This is a genomic window from Streptomyces sp. NBRC 110035, from assembly GCF_000829695.1.
Lineage (GTDB): Bacteria > Actinomycetota > Actinomycetes > Streptomycetales > Streptomycetaceae > Streptomyces.
In genome coordinates, this window is the sequence record NZ_BBNN01000036.1 from 75,321 (window position 1) to 92,439 (window position 17,119).

The 17,119-nt window shown below is 72.9% G+C and carries 13 protein-coding genes and 2 pseudogenes; 8 read left to right on the forward strand and 7 right to left on the reverse strand.

The features are described from left to right. Positions 1 to 89 precede the first annotated feature (89 nt). Positions 90 to 869, forward strand: a complete 780-nt coding sequence (locus TU30_RS24800; RefSeq protein ID WP_042173764.1) for a DeoR/GlpR family DNA-binding transcription regulator — start codon at positions 90 to 92, stop codon at positions 867 to 869. A gap of 48 nt (positions 870 to 917) precedes the next feature. On the opposite strand, the gene TU30_RS24805 is transcribed toward TU30_RS24800, so the two are convergent. Then, positions 918 to 1,913 carry a hypothetical protein gene (locus tag TU30_RS24805; RefSeq protein WP_042173766.1) on the reverse strand — a complete coding sequence of 332 codons (996 nt, stop codon included), beginning with the start codon at positions 1,911 to 1,913 and terminating at the stop codon, positions 918 to 920. A gap of 217 nt (positions 1,914 to 2,130) precedes the next feature. Here TU30_RS24805 and TU30_RS24810 point away from each other — a divergent pair, with 217 nt between their 5' ends. Together TU30_RS24810 and TU30_RS24815 are read left to right on the forward strand one after the other, a co-directional pair. Further along, positions 2,131 to 4,446 carry a cation-translocating P-type ATPase gene (locus TU30_RS24810; RefSeq protein ID WP_256081882.1) on the forward strand — a complete coding sequence of 772 codons (2,316 nt, stop codon included), beginning with the start codon at positions 2,131 to 2,133 and terminating at the stop codon, positions 4,444 to 4,446. A gap of 226 nt (positions 4,447 to 4,672) precedes the next feature. After that, positions 4,673 to 5,344, forward strand: coding sequence for a phosphatase PAP2 family protein (locus TU30_RS24815; protein ID WP_042173768.1), 672 nt, complete (start codon positions 4,673 to 4,675; stop codon positions 5,342 to 5,344). Positions 5,345 to 5,388: 44 nt separating this feature from the next. On the opposite strand, the pseudogene TU30_RS24820 reads toward TU30_RS24815, so the two are convergent. The 4 genes and pseudogenes from TU30_RS24820 to TU30_RS24835 form a co-directional block, all read right to left on the reverse strand. Next, a pseudogene (locus TU30_RS24820) lies at positions 5,389 to 6,171 on the reverse strand (cupin domain-containing protein). Next, positions 6,165 to 7,163, reverse strand: coding sequence for a PmoA family protein (locus TU30_RS24825; RefSeq protein ID WP_042173770.1), 999 nt, complete (start codon positions 7,161 to 7,163; stop codon positions 6,165 to 6,167). The pseudogene TU30_RS24820 and the gene TU30_RS24825 overlap by 7 nt, the downstream one beginning before the upstream one ends. Continuing rightward, a complete protein-coding gene (locus tag TU30_RS24830; protein WP_042173772.1) occupies positions 7,160 to 8,275 on the reverse strand; it encodes a Gfo/Idh/MocA family protein in 1,116 nt (371 codons plus the stop codon). The genes TU30_RS24825 and TU30_RS24830 overlap by 4 nt, the downstream gene beginning before the upstream one ends. 198 nt (positions 8,276 to 8,473) lie before the next feature. After that, positions 8,474 to 9,307 (reverse strand): response regulator, encoded by an 834-nt coding sequence (locus TU30_RS24835; RefSeq protein WP_078878491.1) that lies wholly within the window; start codon positions 9,305 to 9,307, stop codon positions 8,474 to 8,476. Positions 9,308 to 9,786: 479 nt separating this feature from the next. Here TU30_RS24835 and TU30_RS24840 point away from each other — a divergent pair, with 479 nt between their 5' ends. The 5 genes from TU30_RS24840 to TU30_RS24860 all read left to right on the forward strand — a co-directional run bounded on the left by TU30_RS24840 (position 9,787) and on the right by TU30_RS24860 (position 15,968). Continuing rightward, positions 9,787 to 10,770, forward strand: coding sequence for a tripartite tricarboxylate transporter substrate binding protein (locus tag TU30_RS24840; RefSeq protein WP_042173774.1), 984 nt, complete (start codon positions 9,787 to 9,789; stop codon positions 10,768 to 10,770). 117 nt (positions 10,771 to 10,887) lie between these two features. After that, complete coding sequence (locus tag TU30_RS24845) at positions 10,888 to 11,337, forward strand: tripartite tricarboxylate transporter TctB family protein (protein WP_078878492.1); 450 nt, start codon at positions 10,888 to 10,890, stop codon at positions 11,335 to 11,337. A 1-nt stretch (position 11,338) separates the two neighbouring features. Next, positions 11,339 to 12,832, forward strand: a complete 1,494-nt coding sequence (locus TU30_RS24850) for a tripartite tricarboxylate transporter permease (RefSeq protein WP_042173778.1) — start codon at positions 11,339 to 11,341, stop codon at positions 12,830 to 12,832. 171 nt (positions 12,833 to 13,003) lie between these two features. Next, the gene (locus tag TU30_RS24855; RefSeq protein ID WP_042173779.1) at positions 13,004 to 14,098 is read left to right on the forward strand and encodes a GDSL-type esterase/lipase family protein; all 1,095 of its coding nucleotides are present in this window, start codon (positions 13,004 to 13,006) and stop codon (positions 14,096 to 14,098) included. Positions 14,099 to 14,285: 187 nt separating this feature from the next. Beyond that, a complete protein-coding gene (locus TU30_RS24860) occupies positions 14,286 to 15,968 on the forward strand; it encodes a cellulase family glycosylhydrolase (protein WP_042173782.1) in 1,683 nt (560 codons plus the stop codon). Positions 15,969 to 16,048: 80 nt separating this feature from the next. Here the strand turns inward: TU30_RS24860 and TU30_RS24865 are convergent, their stop codons facing one another. Beyond that, positions 16,049 to 16,780 carry a class F sortase gene (locus tag TU30_RS24865; RefSeq protein WP_176726123.1) on the reverse strand — a complete coding sequence of 244 codons (732 nt, stop codon included), beginning with the start codon at positions 16,778 to 16,780 and terminating at the stop codon, positions 16,049 to 16,051. A 116-nt stretch (positions 16,781 to 16,896) separates the two neighbouring features. Next, positions 16,897 to 17,119, reverse strand: a pseudogene (locus TU30_RS24870) (hypothetical protein); the annotation flags it as partial.

A 17,119-nucleotide genomic window follows, 5' to 3' on the forward strand; every position in this document is an offset into this window, starting at 1 on the left:
CGAGCAGAATCAAGCATTCGAGCAGAAGCGGGGTGCGCTAGGGTCGCCGTAACCCGGAAGAGGACGGGAACCGCACGACGGGAGGGCGGATGTCGCGGGACGCCCGCTGGCAGGCTTTGCTGGAACTGCTCGCCGAACGGGGCCGGCTGGACGTCGACGAGACCGCCGCCGAGCTGCGGGTGTCGGCCGCGACGATCCGCCGGGACCTCGACCAGCTCGCCGGGCAGCAGATGCTGGTGCGCACCCGGGGCGGGGCGGTGGCGCACGGGGTGTCGTACGAGTTGCCGTTGCGCTACAAGACAGCGCGCCGCGCCTCCGAGAAGCAGCGCATCGCCCGGGCCGTGGCTGATCTGCTCGCGCCGGGCGAGGCGGTCGGACTGACCGGCGGGACGACCACCACGGAGGTGGCGCGCGCGCTGGCGGCGCGCGGTGATCTCGCGTCCGGGTCGCCCGCCCTGACCGTGGTGACGAACGCGCTCAACATCGCGGGCGAACTCGCCGTGCGTCCGCAGTTCAAGATCGTGGTGACGGGCGGTGTGGCACGGGCCCAGTCGTACGAGCTGGTCGGGCCGCTCGCGGACGGTGTGCTGGGACAGATCACGCTCGACGTGGCGGTGCTCGGTGTCGTCGCCTTCGACGTCGCGCACGGAGCGGCGGCACACGACGAGGCGGAGGCGGCGGTCAACCGGCTGCTGTGCGAGCGGGCCGAGCGGGTGGTCGTGGCCGCCGACTCCGGCAAGCTGGGCCGGCGGGCGTTCGCCCGGATCTGCCCGGCCGGGTCGGTGGACACCCTGGTGACGGACTCGGCGGTGGCTCCGGAGACGGTGCGCCGGTTCGAGGAGGCGGGGCTGCGCGTCGTCGTGGCGTGAAGCGTGCGCCACGGACCGGCCGCGGCGGCCCTGCCCGGCGGGCGCGGCTCAGTGACCGTGACCGTCCCCGCCCCGACCCCCGGTACCGGAGTCCGGCGCGTCCGGTGCGGGGGTGCCCGCCTCCACGCCCGGCTGCGCGCCCGCCCGGACCGTGAACGCCGCGGTACGGACGACCCCGTCGTGCTTGAAGTCCAGGAACAGCCGGTAGCTGCCGGCACTGGGCGCCGTGGCCGTGAACGAGACCGCCGGGCCGGGCTCGGTGCCGCCGTCGCCGGGTTCACCGTTCGGATGGACGTGCAGGTAGGCGAGGTCTCCGGAGCGCAGGGCGACCAGGTGGCCGTAGGCACCGAGGTAGGGCTGGAGGTCGGTGACCGGCTTGCCGTCACGGGAGACGGTCAGGTTCAGCCCGGTCCTGCGGCCCGGCCTCAGCGCTCCGTCCAGCCGGACCTCGTAGCCGCCGACCCGGGCCGTGTCACGGGGTTCGGGCAGGCGCTGCGGCCGGGAGGGGCCGGAAGCGGCGAGGTCCGCGCCGAGGGTGAGGCCCTCGGCACCCTTCGCCGCCGGGGTGAAGTCGGCGAGGACCCGGTAGCCGCCGGCCCTCGGCAGGTCGACCGGGGTGCTCCAGGTGCCGTCGGCGGCGCGCGTGGGGTGCAGGTGGCGGTAGGTGAGCAGGTCGCGCGAGGCCACGACGAGGTGGAGTTCCTTGTCGTGCTCGCGTTGGTACTCGGTGACCGCCCGCCCACTGTCGTCACGGACGGTGAACCGCAGGTCGGCGCGTCGACCGGCCTCGACCGTCGGGGTTCCCAGGTCGAAGGTGTAGCCGCTGTCGGAGATCTGCAGGCCCCCCGCGGGAGCGGTCTCGTGCCCGCCGTCACCGTCGTCCCCGTGCGGGACCGGCGGGGCGGGGGTGTGCTGCTCGTCGTGCGCGGAGACGGGTGCTCCGTCCTCGACGACCGGGTCCAGCCCCCGGCCGACGCCGTACGCCGCACCGAAGGTCGCGGCCAGGGCTGCGGCGAATGCGGTGATCTTCAGTCCGGTCTGCATGGCCGTCTCTCCTCGAAAACAGCGTGTCCGGCCCGGCTCCGGGTCGGTGTCCACACACCTCACCATACCCCTATGGGGTATATAGTCAAGGTCGGCACCCCTTGAATCACATACCCATGGGGGGTATATCTGAACCTGCGGGGACAGATACCCCTGGCCCGTATACTGCGGTCGGCCGTCGGGCTTGTCCGGCCGACCCTCGTCACCAGGAGCACTCATGACCGTCCGTACAGCCGGCGCCGGGAACGAACCCGGGGCCACGTCCGCCGGGTGGCCGGCCGGGAACCGGGCCGAGGTACAGGTGGAGCTGGCCATCGGCGGGATGACCTGCGCCTCGTGCGCCGCGCGGGTCGAGAAGAAGCTCAACCGGATGGACGGGGTCACCGCCACCGTCAACTACGCCACCGAGAAGGCCCGGGTGTCGCACGGTGAAGGCGTCACCGTGCGGGACCTGATCGCCACCGTCGAGGCCACCGGGTACACGGCGCGGGAACCCGCGCCGCCCGCGCCGCCCGCGGCGGGCCAGGACACGCCGGCTCCGGCCGCGCCCGACGAGCTGCGCCCGCTGCGGGAGCGGCTGATCACGGCCGTGGTGCTGTCGGTGCCCGTCATGGCGATGGCTATGATCCCCGCCCTGCAGTTCGAGTACTGGCAGTGGCTGTCGCTGACGCTCGCCGCTCCGGTCGTGACGTACGCGGGGTGGCCCTTCCACCGGGCCGCGTTCACCAACGCGCGGCACGGTGCGGCCACCATGGACACGCTGATCTCGGTCGGCACCTCGGCGGCGTTCCTGTGGTCACTGTGGGCTCTCTTCTTCGGCACCGCGGGCACACCGGGCATGACCCACCCCTTCGAGCTGACCATCAGCCGTTCGGACGGCGCCGGGAACATCTACCTGGAGGCCGCCGCGGGCGTGACCGCGTTCCTGCTGGCCGGGCGGTACTTCGAGGCGCGCGCCAAGCGGAAGGCGGGTACGGCGCTGCGGGCGCTGCTGGAACTGGGCGCGAAGGACGTCACCGTGCTGCGCCCGGACGGGCGCGAAGAGACGGTTCCCGTCGGGGAACTGGCGGTCGAAGACCGTTTCCTGGTACGTCCCGGCGAGAAGATCGCGACCGACGGCACCGTCGTCGAGGGCACGTCGGCGGTGGACGCCTCCATGCTCACCGGCGAGTCCGTCCCGGTGGAGGTGGGCGCCGGGGACGCCGTCACCGGCGCCACGCTGAACGCGGGCGGGCGTCTCGTCGTGGAGGCCACCCGGGTCGGGGCCGACACCCAACTGGCCAGGATGGCAAAGCTGGTGGAGGACGCGCAGAACGGGAAGGCCTCGGCGCAGCGCCTCGCGGACCGGATCTCCGCGGTCTTCGTGCCGGTGGTGATCGCGCTGGCGCTGGGCACCCTGGGCTTCTGGCTGGGCAACGGCGCCGGACTCACCGCCGCCTTCACCGCCGCCGTCGCGGTACTGATCATCGCCTGCCCCTGCGCCCTCGGCCTCGCCACCCCGACCGCGCTCATGGTCGGCACCGGACGCGGCGCGCAGCTCGGCATCCTCATCAAGGGCCCCGAGGTCCTGGAGTCCACCCGCCGCGTCGACACCGTCGTGCTCGACAAGACCGGCACGATCACCACCGGCCGGATGACCCTGCTGGCCGTGCACCCCGCCGCGGGCACCGACGAGGCCGAAGTACTCCGGCTGGCGGGTGCGTTGGAGCACTCCTCCGAACACCCCGTCGCCCGCGCCGTCGCCGACGGGGCACGGGAGAAGCTGGGCACCCTGCCCGCTCCGGAGGACTTCACCAACGTGCCCGGACTCGGCGTCCAGGGGGTCGTGGACGGCCACGCGGTGCTCGTCGGCCGGGAGCGGTTGCTGGCCCAGTGGGAGATGGAGCCGCCGGCGGACCTGGCGCGGGCCCGGGAGGCCGCCGAGGCGGCCGGGCGCACCGCCGTCCTGGTGGCCTGGGACGGTGAGGCGCGCGCGGTGCTGGAGATCGCCGACGCCGTGAAGGAGACCAGCCCCGAGGCGATACGCCGGCTGCGTGCGCTCGGCCTGCGGCCCGTCCTGCTGACCGGCGACAACGAGGCGGTGGCCCGGTCCGTCGCCCACGAGGTCGGGATCACGCCCGAGGACGTCTTCGCGGAGGTGCTGCCGCAGGACAAGGTGGACGTGGTCAAGCGCCTTCAGGCGCAGGGCCGTTCGGTCGCGATGGTCGGTGACGGGGTCAACGACGCCGCCGCGCTGGCCCAGGCCGACCTCGGGCTGGCCATGGGGACCGGCACGGACGCGGCGATCGAGGCCGGTGACCTGACCCTCGTACGGGGCGACCTGCGGGCCGCCGCGGACGCGATCCGGCTCGCCCGCCGCACCCTCGGCACCATCCGGACCAATCTCTTCTGGGCCTTCGCCTACAACGTGGCAGCGTTGCCGCTGGCAGCGGCCGGCCTGCTCAACCCGATGATCGCGGGGGCGGCCATGGCCTTCTCGTCGGTCTTCGTGGTCGGCAACTCCCTCCGACTGCGCACCTTCCGGGCGGGCTGACGGGAAGCGCCCGGTGAGTGCGGGCAGCCGTCGGACCTCCTCGGTCCAGGCCGGTGCGGCGCCTCCGCCGGGCGTGGCGGCGGGAGGGGTGACGGGGGTGCGCGAACGCACCGGGCGGACCACGCGTACCGTGGGCACCTGGTGATTCCCGGTCCGCGGTGCGGGTGTGCCCGGCCGGCCCCGGACGCGCGGACCCTGCTCCACCACACCACCGCGGGAGAGACGAATGAGCGAGCCGAGCACCACCGACCAGGGCGGGACCCGCCCGCTGACGACGCCGGTACCTCCTGCCGACGGACTCCGCCGGGTGGTGTCCGCCGTCTTCAGTGATCTCCGGTCCGTCGACGGCGCCCTGTACGCGGCGGTGGCCGCCACTCCCACGCCCGCCCTCGACCGGGCGCTGCGCCGCCTCTCGCACGCCGCCGACCACTCGAAGATCTCGTTCGCCCTCGCCGGTGCCCTGGCCCTGGGCGGGTCGCGGTCGCGGCGGGCCGCGCTGGTCGGGGTCGGGGCGATAGCCGTGGCGTCGGCATCGGCCAACGTCCTCGGCAAGCGCCTCGTCCGCAGGGACCGGCCGGACCGGGAGGCCGCCCGGGTGACCGTGGACCGGCACGTCCCGATGCCGACGTCGGCCTCCTTCCCGTCCGGGCACACCGCGTCGGCGGTCGCGTTCGCGACCGCCGTCGGTACGGTCCTGCCCGCCGCCTCCGTCCCGCTCGGCGCGCTGGCCGGCGCGGTCGGCTACTCACGCATCCACACGGGCGTGCACTATCCGGGGGATGTCGCCGCCGGCGCGGTCCTCGGCATCGCGAGCGCGGCCACCGCCCTCGCCGTGGCCTCGGCCCGCCTCCCCCACTCGTACGGGGGCTCGAGGCAGCAACCGGTGCGGGGACGGTGACCGGCGTCCGTCCCGGGGCCGCCGCCCCCGCCCGTCCCGGTGGTTCAGCCGTCGCCGTACGGCACCGTGACACCCACCGGCGTGTACTCGTCCCGCCGTCCGCACATGCCGAACCCGCCGCGCCGGGTGGGTTCGGCCGCGTAGGCCGTGGCCCCGGCGAGGTAGGCGGAGTCACCGTCGGCGAGTGCGTCGAGCCGGGCGCCGGTGCGCCCGGCGGCGGCCAGGGCGCCGGACCGGCACGCGGTCGCGCACCAACCGGGCGGCGGCGCGCTGGAAGTCCCGGTAGGGGCCGGGGCCACCGGTCACGGACGCCTCGCGCAGGGCGAGGAAGCCCCCGACCGTGAGGTCCCGGCGGCGCCGGGCCGCGGCCTTCGTCTCCGGACCCGTGCCGGGCGGCAGAGCCGCGGCGGCGGCGTACCGGCCCGGGTCGGCGAGAACGTCGGGCGGGGGACGAGGACCGCGTCACCGGCCTCGGGCAGGCCGCTGTTCTGCATCAGCACGGTGATCCGCAGGACATGGTCCCCGCCTCCGGTGCCGTCCCCGCCCTTGCCCCGGGCCCCGTCCCGGACCATCCGGTGCACGGTGCCCGGGGTGAACCGGGCGACCGAACCGGGCCGCAGCGGGATGTCCCGGTAGCCGTCGGGGCTGAGCGTCTGCACCGCGCCCCGGCCTGCGGTGACGACGTACGCCTCCGTGCACACCAGGTGCAGGTGCGGGCTGCCACCGCACACGCCGTCGGCGGCCTCCCCGCCGCACGCGCCCAGGTGGGACAGCCCCACCGCACCGGGCAGCGGATGCGGATACGCCGGTCCGGGCCCGCTCACCACGGCAGGCTCTCCAGGTGCGCGGCCACCCGCTCACGGTCCCAGGCGCCGTCCGCCACGACGATCCGGTAGCGGTAGGCGAAGGACTCGCCGGGCGGCAGCACGAACTCCTCGAAGAACGCCCAGGAGAACGCCACCGACGGAATCGGCTCGGAGCGGACGAACCAGTGCGAGACGTGGATCGCGGCGCGCGCGTCGAGATTCTCCGGGGCGTGGGCGAAGACGAGCGTGGAATGACCGTCGGTCTCGTCGTGCTCACCGGTGAAGGCGAGCCACGGGCCCTGCGTGCCCATGAACCTGCCCGTATCCGCCGGCGTCCCCGCGCCCGGATCGCCATTGCCGGCACCGGGCGCGAGGACCGTGCCACCGGTGAAATCGCGCGGGCCGCGCCACTGGAGGCCGGTGTAGCCGGCCATCTCACGTCCGGCGGTGGTCGGAGAGCCGAACACCAGTGGTTCGTCACGGACGTTGGTGAGCCGGATCGACCAGTCCAGCACCCAGGCACCGGCCTCCTCGTCCACCGAGTGGACGCTCAGCCCGCGTTCCTCGCGCGCCCACTCCGCTCCCCCGTTCTCCACCCAGGTGAGGTCCTCGGTGCAGTCGAAGCGGTCGGCCCCGGCCGTGAACGCGGAGAAGCCGTCGTGGCGCATGGAGCCGATGCGTTCGGGCAGGGGAAGGTAACCGCGCCCGTGGACGTAGGAGTTGCCGCCCCAGAAGTTCTGCCCGGACAGGTGGCTTGCCGTCATCTGCAGGCCCTTGTGCCAGCGGTGGTCGTTCGGCCGGTACCCGGTCACCGTGCGGCCGGCGAGTGTGCGCAACGGGTGTACGTACGGCTTGCGGGACTCGAAGGCGTCGGGGTCGGGACGGTAGACGTAGCGCAGGATCTCCGTGCCGTCCACGGTGGTGACGGTGACGGCCTCACCGTGGGTGTGGCCGACGCGGAGACCGTGGGCGGCACGGGCGGTGTGCGCGGCCTGCTCGGCGCGGGTGCTCATGCGTGCTCCTTCGGGGACCAGTCGGGGTGGTCGCCGTGCATGGCCGTGTGGAAGGGGTCGCCGGCCACGATCTCCCCGGCCCGCACCGGGTTGCCGGTGAACGCGGACTTGTACAGGGCGGCGGCGAACTCGAGTGTTCCCCGGGCCTCCTGACCGCTGCCCGGCGGCCGGACACCGGCGTCGTAGGCGTCGAGGAGGGCGCCGAGCTGGGCCGTGTGCGAACTGGGCACGTCGTGCGGCGGGGTGCGCCAGGCGGCGGCACGTTCGGCGGGGACGTGCCGCGCCGGGGTGTACGACCAGTCGTCGTTGCGGTGCCCGTACAGGTGGGTCAGCTCGACCGTGGCGTCGGCGCAGTCCACGCGGACGCGGCTCACCTCGTCCGGCGAGAGCACGCTGTTGACGACGGTGGCGAGGGCGCCGCCCCGGAAGCGGACCAGGGCGGTGGAGACGTCCTCGCTCTCGGTGTCGTGGACGAGCCGGCCCGCCATGGCCCGTATCTCCTCCCACGGGCCGAGGAGATGGAGCAGCAGGTCGTACTGGTGGATGCCGTGCCCCATCGTCGGGCCGCCTCCCTCGGTGGCCCACCGTCCGCGCCAGGGGACGGCGTAGTACGCGGCGTCCCGGTGCCAGGTGGTCTGGCAGTGCGCGACCAGCGGGGCGCCCAGGGCACCGCTCGCGATCAGTTCCCGGGCGTGGACGGAGCCCGACCCGTGGCGGTGCTGGAAGACCACGGAGGCGTACGCGCCCGACGCGTCCTCCGCGGCCGCGATCTCGTCGTACTCGGCGAGCGACAGGCACAAGGGCTTCTCGCACAGCACCCAGGCGCCGGCCCGGAGCGAGGCCACCGTCTGCTCCCGGTGCAGCGACGGCGGCGTTCCGATCAGCACGAGGTCCGGGCGTACGGCGTCCAGCATCGCGTCCACCGAGGCGTATCCGGCGACCTGCCCCCCGGCCAGTTCGCAGAAGCCGCCGAGCCTGCCCGGGTCCACGTCGACGGCGGCCACGAGTTCGGTGCGGTCCGCGTGGGCCCGCAGCGCCGGCAGGTGGCCGCCGGCGACGATGGCGCCGGTGCCGACGACGGCGACGCGGCGGCGGACAGGGGGCAGGGACATCGGCACTCCTTTGGACGGTCCGCGGGCACAGGCTGCCGGAGGGCTCCCGGTCCCCGGGAGCCCTCCATCGGTCACGCAGGAGACAGAAAGCGCTTGCACCCGCTGGTCGACCATAGATCCGGACGTGAACGGGGACAACCCCGTGCCATGAGCGAGTTCGCCCCGCACGAGGTCCGCCGGGGGCGCCGATTCGTACCTCTACGCCCGCGCCCCGCCACCCGGCCGGCGCCCACCGGTCCGCCCGGCGGCCTGTCCGACGATCTGCGGTTCGGGCCGCTTCCGGGGTACCCGGTCGGGCCGGTCTCCCGGCAGTCCCAGGAGCCGGTAGCGGCGTTCCGGCCGCCCTGCCGCCCCGTACCGCAGGGAGACCTCGGCCCTGCCCACGGTGTGGAAGTGCTCCAGGTAGCGGCGGGCGCTGACCCTGGAGACGCCGGTGAGGGCGGCGCACTCGGTGGCCGACAGCGTGCCGTCGGCCTCCCGCAGGGTGCGCTCGACGAGTTCGGCCGTCTCCACGCTCATGCCCTTGGGAAGCGCCGGTGCGGTGGCCACCGGCACCGTCGCTCCGGCCAGGACCCGGTCGACGTCGGCCTGGCCCCGTACGACCGCGCCGAGCAGCAGGCCCCGCCGGACGGCGTAACGCTCCAGCCGGGCCCGCAGGTCCTCGGACCCGAACGGCTTCAGCAGGTAGTCGACGACCCCCTGGCGGACCGCACCGCGTACCGTGTCCGCCTCCCGCGCGGCGCTGATGACCATCACGTCGCAGTCGTGGCCGGCACTGCGCAGCCGGGGGATCACGTCGAGGCCGAACAGGTCCGGCAGATACAGGTCGAGCAGGACCAGATCGGGACGGAGGTCGTCCACCGCGGCGACCGCCTGCTCACCGGTGCCTGCGACGCCCACGGCCCTGAACCCCTCGACGCGTTCGACGAAGGCGCGGTGCACCCGGGCCACCATGAAGTCGTCGTCGACCACGAGCACGTCGATCGCGTCGGCGCGCGCGGACCCTGCGTGCTCACCGTGTGTGCTGGTCATCGGCCGGTTCCTTCCGCCACCGCGTCGGCGAGGTGGCTGACGGTCGTGCGGGCGGTGGACACCGGGTCACCGCCGTCTCACCGCCGTGACGTTCCCAGACGGGGCGGGTGAGCGCCAGGCCGACACCGCGCCCGCCCTCCTGGGCGGCCTCGGCGGTGCAACCGCGCCGGAAGGCCTTGGCGGACTCTCCGGTCGGCCGTGCCCCGCACCCGGCGGGCACGACGAGGTGCGGCGCGCCGGATGGCGCGGGCTGCCCCGGCATGGCGCCCGCCTGCGCCTCGCGGAGCAGGGACGGGCCCGGGTGAACGTGGCAAGACGGCTCGGGAACGCCCGGCGACGCGCTGACGCAATGACCAGAACCTCCGTTGGTTCCGCAAGGGGGACAGCCGGGCGGCGCACGTGCACCATGTGGCGCACGTCACCCACCCCCACAGGGCTTTGCGTGACCCTCAGACGACCGACCGACAGGTGGTGGCATCATGTGCCTGCGCACTCCCCTCGCCCTGCTCGGGGCCGCCGTGCTGGTACTCGTGGGTCCGCCGCTGCTCACGACCGGCAGCGGCACCGAGACCGGCACACAGATCCCGGGCCTGCGCCTCATGGTTCCCAACACGCCCGGCGGCGGCTACGACATCACGGCCCGTACGGCCGCGAAGAACGCCGAGGACGCCGGGCTCACCCACACCATCGAGGTGTTCAACCTGCCCGGTGCCGGCGGCACCGTCGGCCTCAGCAGGCTGGTGAGCGAGCGCGGCAACGGCAAGCTCGCCATGTCGATGGGCCTCGGCATCGTCGGCGCCGTCCGGTCCAACGACGCGCCGAAGACCCTCGCCGACACCACTCCGGTCGCCCGGCTCACCGAGGAGCAGGACGTCGTCGTGGTCGCCGAGGACTCCCCGTACAGGACGGTCGACGACCTGATCGGCGCCTGGAAGGAGGACCCCGGCAAGCTGCCGGTGGGCGGCGGTTCCCCGCCCGGCGGGCCCGACCATATCGCGCCGATGCTGATGGCACGGGCCGCCGGGATCGCCCCTAAGCAGGTCAACTACATCCCGTTCGACGGCGGTGGCGAACTGCTCGCCTCGATCCTCGGCAACAAGGTCGCGTTCGGCGTGTCCGGCGTGGGCGAGTACCTCGACCAGATCAGGGCGGGCGAGCTGCGGCTGCTCGCGGTCACCGGCCCGGAGCGGGTCCCGGGGCTGGACGCGCCCACACTGCGGGAGGCGGGCTACGACGTGAACTTCACCAACTGGCGGGGCATCGTGGCCCCTCCCGGTCTGACCGGCACCGAGCGCGACAAACTCGTCTCCCTGGCCGAGGAGTTGCACGACTCGGAGGAATGGCGCGCGTCCATGAAGCACAACGGCTGGGACGACGCCTTCCTGACGGGTGAGGAGTTCGGTGACTTCCTGGACGCCGAGGACAAACGCGTGGTGTCCGTTCTGAAGGAGCTCGGACTGTGACGACGCCGATCAGCGGACCGTCCCCCGCGACCCCGCCCCCCGCCCGCGCCCGCGCCCGCGCCCGCCACAGAACAGCGTTCCTGGCTGCGCGATCACTCCGAACTCGGCGTCTGCATAATGCTGTTGACGCTCGGCATACTCGTCCTGACCGATGCCCTCACCATGGACGTCGACATCACCCAGCGCGGCCCTGTCGGGCCGAGGACGGTGCCCGTCACGGTCGGCGCCGGACTCCTCGTCGTCGCCGCCCTGCTCGCGGTGGACGTCCTGCGCGGCGGCCGGGGCCAGGCCGGGACCGGCGAGGACGTCGATCTGTCCGAACCCGCCGACTGGCGCACGATGCTGCTGCTCACCGGGGTGTTCCTCGGCTCGGCCGTGCTCATCGAACCGCTCGGCTTCCCGGTCGCCGGCGCGCTGCTCTTCTGGGGCACGGCCTTCACCCTCGGCAGCCGCAGATTCGACCGCGACCCGCTGATCGCGGCGGCCGTCTCCCTCGTCGCCCACACCGTGTTCGACAACCTGCTCGGAGTACCGCTGCCCGGTGGTCCGCTGATGGGAGTGCTGTGACGTGAACGCCCTCACCTCCCTCATGGACGGCTTCGGCACCGCTCTGACCCCGATCAACCTCCTGTGGGCCACGATCGGTGTGCTGCTGGGCACGGCGATCGGCGTGCTGCCCGGCATCGGCCCGGCGACGGCGGTGGCACTGCTGCTGCCGGTGACGTACGGACTCGACCCGATCGGTGCGTTCATCATGTTCGCGGGGATCTACTACGGCGCGATGTTCGGCGGTTCGACCACCTCGATCCTGCTGAACACACCGGGGGAGAGCGCCGCCGTGGTCGCGGCCATGGAGGGCAACCCCATGGCCAAGTCCGGCCGTGGCGCGCAGGCGCTGGCCGCCGCCGCGATCGGGCACTTCGCGGGCGGCATGGTCGGCACGGTTCTGCTGGTCGCACTGGCGCCGGCGGTCGCCGGACTCGCCGTGGACATCGGTGCGCCGGACTACTTCGCCATCATGGTCCTGGCGTTCGTCGCCGTGACGTCGGTGCTGGGTTCGTCGCGGATCCGGGGGCTGGCCTCGCTGCTGATCGGCCTGACGATCGGCCTGGTGGGCCTGGACCGGATGACCGGCCAGCAGCGGTTGACCTTCGGTTCCCTGCAACTGGCCGACGGCGTCGACGTGGTGATCGTCGCGGTGGGCCTGTTCGCCATCGGTGAGGCCCTGTGGGTCGCGGCGCATCTGCGGCGCAGGCCGCCCGAGCCGATTCCGGTGGGCCGGCCGTGGCTGGGCCGCGGTGAGGTGCGGCGCACGTGGAAGGCCTGGGCGCGCGGCCCGTTCATCGGCTTCCCGTTCGGCGCCATCCCGGCGGGCGGCGCGGAGATCCCGACGTTCCTGTCGTACGTCACGGAGAAGCGGCTGTCGAAGCACAAGGACGAATGGGGCAAGGGCGCCATCGAGGGCGTGGCGGGACCGGAGTCGGCGGCGTCCGCCTCGGCGGCGGGCACGCTGGTGTCCATGCTGACACTGGGCCTGCCGACCACGGCGGTCGCGGCCGTGATGCTGGCCGCCTTCCAGCAGTACGGCATCCAGCCGGGCCCGCTGCTCTTCGAGCGTGAGCCCGACCTGGTGTGGGGCCTGATCGCCTCGCTGTTCGTCGGCATGGTGCTGCTGCTGGCCCTCAACCTGCCGCTGGCACCGGTGTGGGTGAAGCTGCTGCGCATACCGCGGCCGTACCTCTACGCCGGGATCCTGTTCTTCGCGGCGATCGGCGCGTACGCGGTCGGCGGCGAGGTCATCGACCTGGTGATTCTGCTGATCATCGGTCTGGTCGGATTCGGCATGCGGCGGTACGGACTGCCGGTGCTGCCCGCCGTCATCGCCGTCGTCCTCGGACCCGCCGCCGAGCAGCAGCTCCGCCGCGCGCTGCAGATCAGCGACGGCAGTGTCTCGGGCCTGGTCGACACGCCTTTCTCGGTCACCGTGTACGCGGTCATCGCGCTGCTGCTGGCCTGGCCGCTGCTGAAGAAGGCGGTGACCCGCCGGGGGACCGAGAGCTGATCCCGGTCGCAGGGCCCTTCCCTCGCGGGCAGGTCGTGGGCGTGGCGCACAGGTGCGCCGCGCCCACGGCCTGCCCGCACTCCCTCGCCCCAGACCCTTGACGAGCCACCGACAAAGATGACTTGATGTCTCCATGGGAGCGCTCCCACCTCGTCCAGGGAAGGGAACACCATGCGCGTCATCGACCACTTACCGCTACGGGCCCTGCTCGTGCTGACCACTTTGCTCCTCCCGCTCGGCCTCACCCTCCCCCTCGCCCCGCGCGCGGTCGCGGCACCGGACGCGGCCCCCGTCCGCATCATGCCGCTGGGCGACTCGATCACCGGCTCACCGGGCTGCTGGCGGGCCCTGCTGTGGAACCGGTTGCAGGACGCCGGCCACACGGACATCGACTTCGTGGGCACCCTGCCCGGCCAGGGCTGCGGCATGGCGCACGACGGCGACAACGAGGGCCACGGCGGCGAGCTGGTGACCAACGTCGCGGACCGGGACCTGCTGCCCGCGCGGCTGGCGGCGACTCGGCCGGACATCGTTGTCATGCACTTCGGTACGAACGACGTCTGGAGCAGCATTCCTCCCGACCGCATCCTCGCCGCCTACACCAAACTGGTGACGCAGATGCGGACGGCCAACCCGGACACACGGCTCCTGGTCGCCCGGATCATCCCGATGAACCCTGCCGGCTGCACCGGCTGCGCCCAGCGCGTCGTCGATTTCAACGCGCGGATTCCGGGTTGGGCCGCGGAGACGAGCACCACCCGTTCGCCGGTGACCGTGGTCGACCAGTGGACGGGCTTCGACACGGCCACCGACACCTATGACGGTGTGCACCCGGACGACGCCGGCAACGAGAAGATCGCCGCCCGCTGGTATCCGGCCCTGGCGGACGTCCTCGAACAGGGCGTCCCGGGTGACCCCGGCGACCCCGGCGACCCCGGTGACAACGCCACCTGCACCGCGTCGTTCCTGGCCGGTTCGACCTGGCCGGGCGGCTACCAGGCCGAGGTGACGGTACGGAACACCTCCGCCGCCGCGCTCACCGGCTGGACCGTGACGGTGGCGCCGGCCGACGGCGCGCGGCTGACCCAGGTGTGGGGCGGCACGCTCGGCACCGCCGACGACGGCACGGTGACCGTCACCGACGCGGGCTGGAACGGCACGCTCGATCCCGGCGCGAGCGCCTCCTTCGGCTTCATCGCCAGTACCCCGGCCACCTCCGGGGCTCCGGCGGCAACCGTCGACTGCACGGCCGCGGCGGCCTCCTGACCCGCGGCGCACGTACAGCACTCCCCCGTACGGCCCTCACACCGACGCACGCACCGCACCACCCACGGCACGGATGACGCTCCCTCATGAACCACGGCACGGACAACGCACCAGCACCGGATCCGGAATCGAACCGGGACCGACCCCGCATCACTCCTCCCACCCGAGCCGCCCCTCTGGAGCCGCCATGAGATCCCGTCCGCCCACACCCTCCCCTGCATCCGTCCCGACCTCCGCCCCCCGTGTCACCGCACTCCCTCGTACAGCCGGCCTGATCGCCGCCCTCCTGGGTCTCCTGCTCCCCCTCCTCGCCCTGGGCACCCCGGCGCACGCGGCGCCCACCGGCTTCCGCGTCGAGAACGGCCGGCTGCTGGAGGCCTCCGGGAACGACTTCGTGATGCGCGGGGTCAACCACGCCCACACCTGGTACACGGACCGGATCAGCTCCCTCGCGCACATCAAGGCCAAGGGCGCCAACACCGTGCGCGTGGTCCTCTCCAGTGGCGACCGGTGGACCGCCAACGACACCGCCGACGTGACGAACGTCGTCGCGCAGTGCAAGCAGAACCGGCTGATCTGCGTCCTCGAGGTGCACGACACCACCGGTTACGGCGAGCAGAGCGGAGCGGTCGCCCTCTCCCGCGCCGCCGACTACTGGATCGGCGTCCAGAGCGCGCTGACCGGCCAGGAGGACCACGTCGTCGTCAACATCGGCAACGAGCCCTACGGCAACACCGACTACGCGAACTGGACGGCCGACACCAAGACCGCCATCCGGAAACTGCGCAACGCGGGCTTCGACCACACGCTGATGGTCGACGCCCCCAACTGGGGCCAGGACTGGGCATTCACCATGCGTGACAACGCCGCCTCGGTCTTCGCCGCCGACCCGGACGCCAACACCGTGTTCTCCATCCACATGTACGGCGTCTTCGACACCGCCGCCGAGATCAGCGACTACCTGGGCCGTTTTGTCTCCGCGCGCCTGCCGATCGTGGTGGGTGAGTTCGGCCACGACCACTCGGACGGGAACCCCGACGAGGACGCCATCCTGGCCGTCACCCAGCAGCTCGGCCTCGGCTACCTCGGCTGGTCCTGGAGCGGCAACGGCGGCGGGGTCGAGTACCTGGACCTGGTCACGAACTTCGACCCGGACCAGCTGACCGGTTGGGGGCAGCGGCTCTTCAACGGCGCCAACGGCATCGCCGCCACCTCCGAGGAGGCCGAGATCTACTCCTCCGGCTCGGGCGGTGACACCACGGCCCCGACCGCCCCCGGCACGCCGGCCGCCTCCGCGGTGACCTCCTCGTCGGCCACGCTCTCCTGGGCGGCGGCCACCGACGAGAACGGGGTGACGGGCTACGACGTCGTCCGGATCGGCGACGGTGAGGAAACGGTCGCCACCACGACCACAAGCACCTCCGCCACCCTCACCGGTCTCTCCCCCGGGTCCTCCCACACGTTCGCCGTGTACGCCCGGGACGCGGCCGGCAACCGCTCGCCGCGCTCCGGCACGGTGACGGTCACCACGTCCTCCGGCGGGAGCCAGGGCTCCTGCGCGGTCGCCTACCGGGTGGCGAACGAATGGCCCGGCGGATTCCAGGGCGAGGTGACCATCCGCAACACCGGCAGTTCGGCGGTCGCCGGCTGGACGCTGAACTGGACCTTCCCCGGCGCTCAGCGCATCACCACCATGTGGGGCGGCGCCCCCGTCCAGACCGGTTCCGAGGTCGGTGTCGCCTCGGCTCCCTACACCGCGTCGATTCCCGCGGCGGGCTCCGTCGCCCTCGGCTTCACCGCCACCACGACGGGCAGCAACCCCGCTCCGTCGGCGTTCACCCTCAACGGGTCGGTGTGCACCGTGGCCTGACGAACGCGCTGCCCGGAAGGGTGTCCTTCCCCCCTTCCGGGCAGCGGTCCATTCGGGCCGGGCCGACCGGTTCGTGCACGTCAGACCAGGTGGGCGAAGACCACCAGATTCTCGGTGTAGTCCTTGGCCTTGCGGTCGTAGTCCCCGGAGCAGGTGATGAGCCGGACCTGGGCATCGTCCGTGTCGGCGTAGACGCGCTCGTCGGGGAAGCCGTCCTTGGCGAACGACTCCACGTGGTCGACCACGAACTTCGCCTCACGCCCGTCGGCCCGCTCCACCTCGAAGCGGTCGCCCTTCTCGAGTTCGGAGAGCCGGGCGAACACCGCGGCCGAGGTCTTCGTGTCCACGTGTCCGGCGATGATCGATGTTCCGCGCTCCCCCGGGGACGCTCCGTCGGCGAACCAGCCGACCAGGTTGATGTCGTCCGGGGGTGGTGCGTCGAGCTGGCCCGAAGCGCCGATGGCCAGATCGGTGAAGGGCGCGTCGACTTTGATGTCGGGGATGCGCAACCGGGTCGGGGCGGACCGCGGCAGATACGTGCCGGCCGGCTGAGGCGCGTCGGAACGGCTTGGCTCAGGACGCGTGGCGGAGGCAGAAGCAGAAGCGGCGGCGGAAGCGGTGACCGTGGCGGAGGCCGCGGGAGGGGCGTGCGTGCCGAGGGCGTCGGCAGGGGGACCCTCCCTGCCGCCGAGCAGGGTCACCGCCAGCACCAGGGTTGCCGTACCCCAGAAAATCGCCGTCATGACGGCGCGCAGCTTCCGCCGCGCCGGGGCCGGGTCGGTGGGGACGGAGGAAGGGGGGCGGGCTGCCATCGGGGACCACCTCATTCGGATACGGCAGCAAGAACAGGAGGCGAAAGGGCGAGCGGGGCCGCCATGACACGCGACGCGTGTACGGCGGCCCCGTCTGCTATGGCGCCAGGCATGGCTCAGGCCACGCTTCCGGACGCCTTCTTGCGCCGCAGCGCGTAGGCACCGGCGCCGAGAACCGCCAGCGCGGCCAGGCCGCCGCCGGAGACACTCGGGTCGGAGAGCCCGCCACCGCCGGTGTGCATGCCACCGCTCGGCTTCTCGTGCTCCCAGTCCTTCTTGCCCTCGTAGTCGTCCTTCGACTCGTCCTTGTCGTGCTTGCCGCTCCAGCCGTCCTCATTG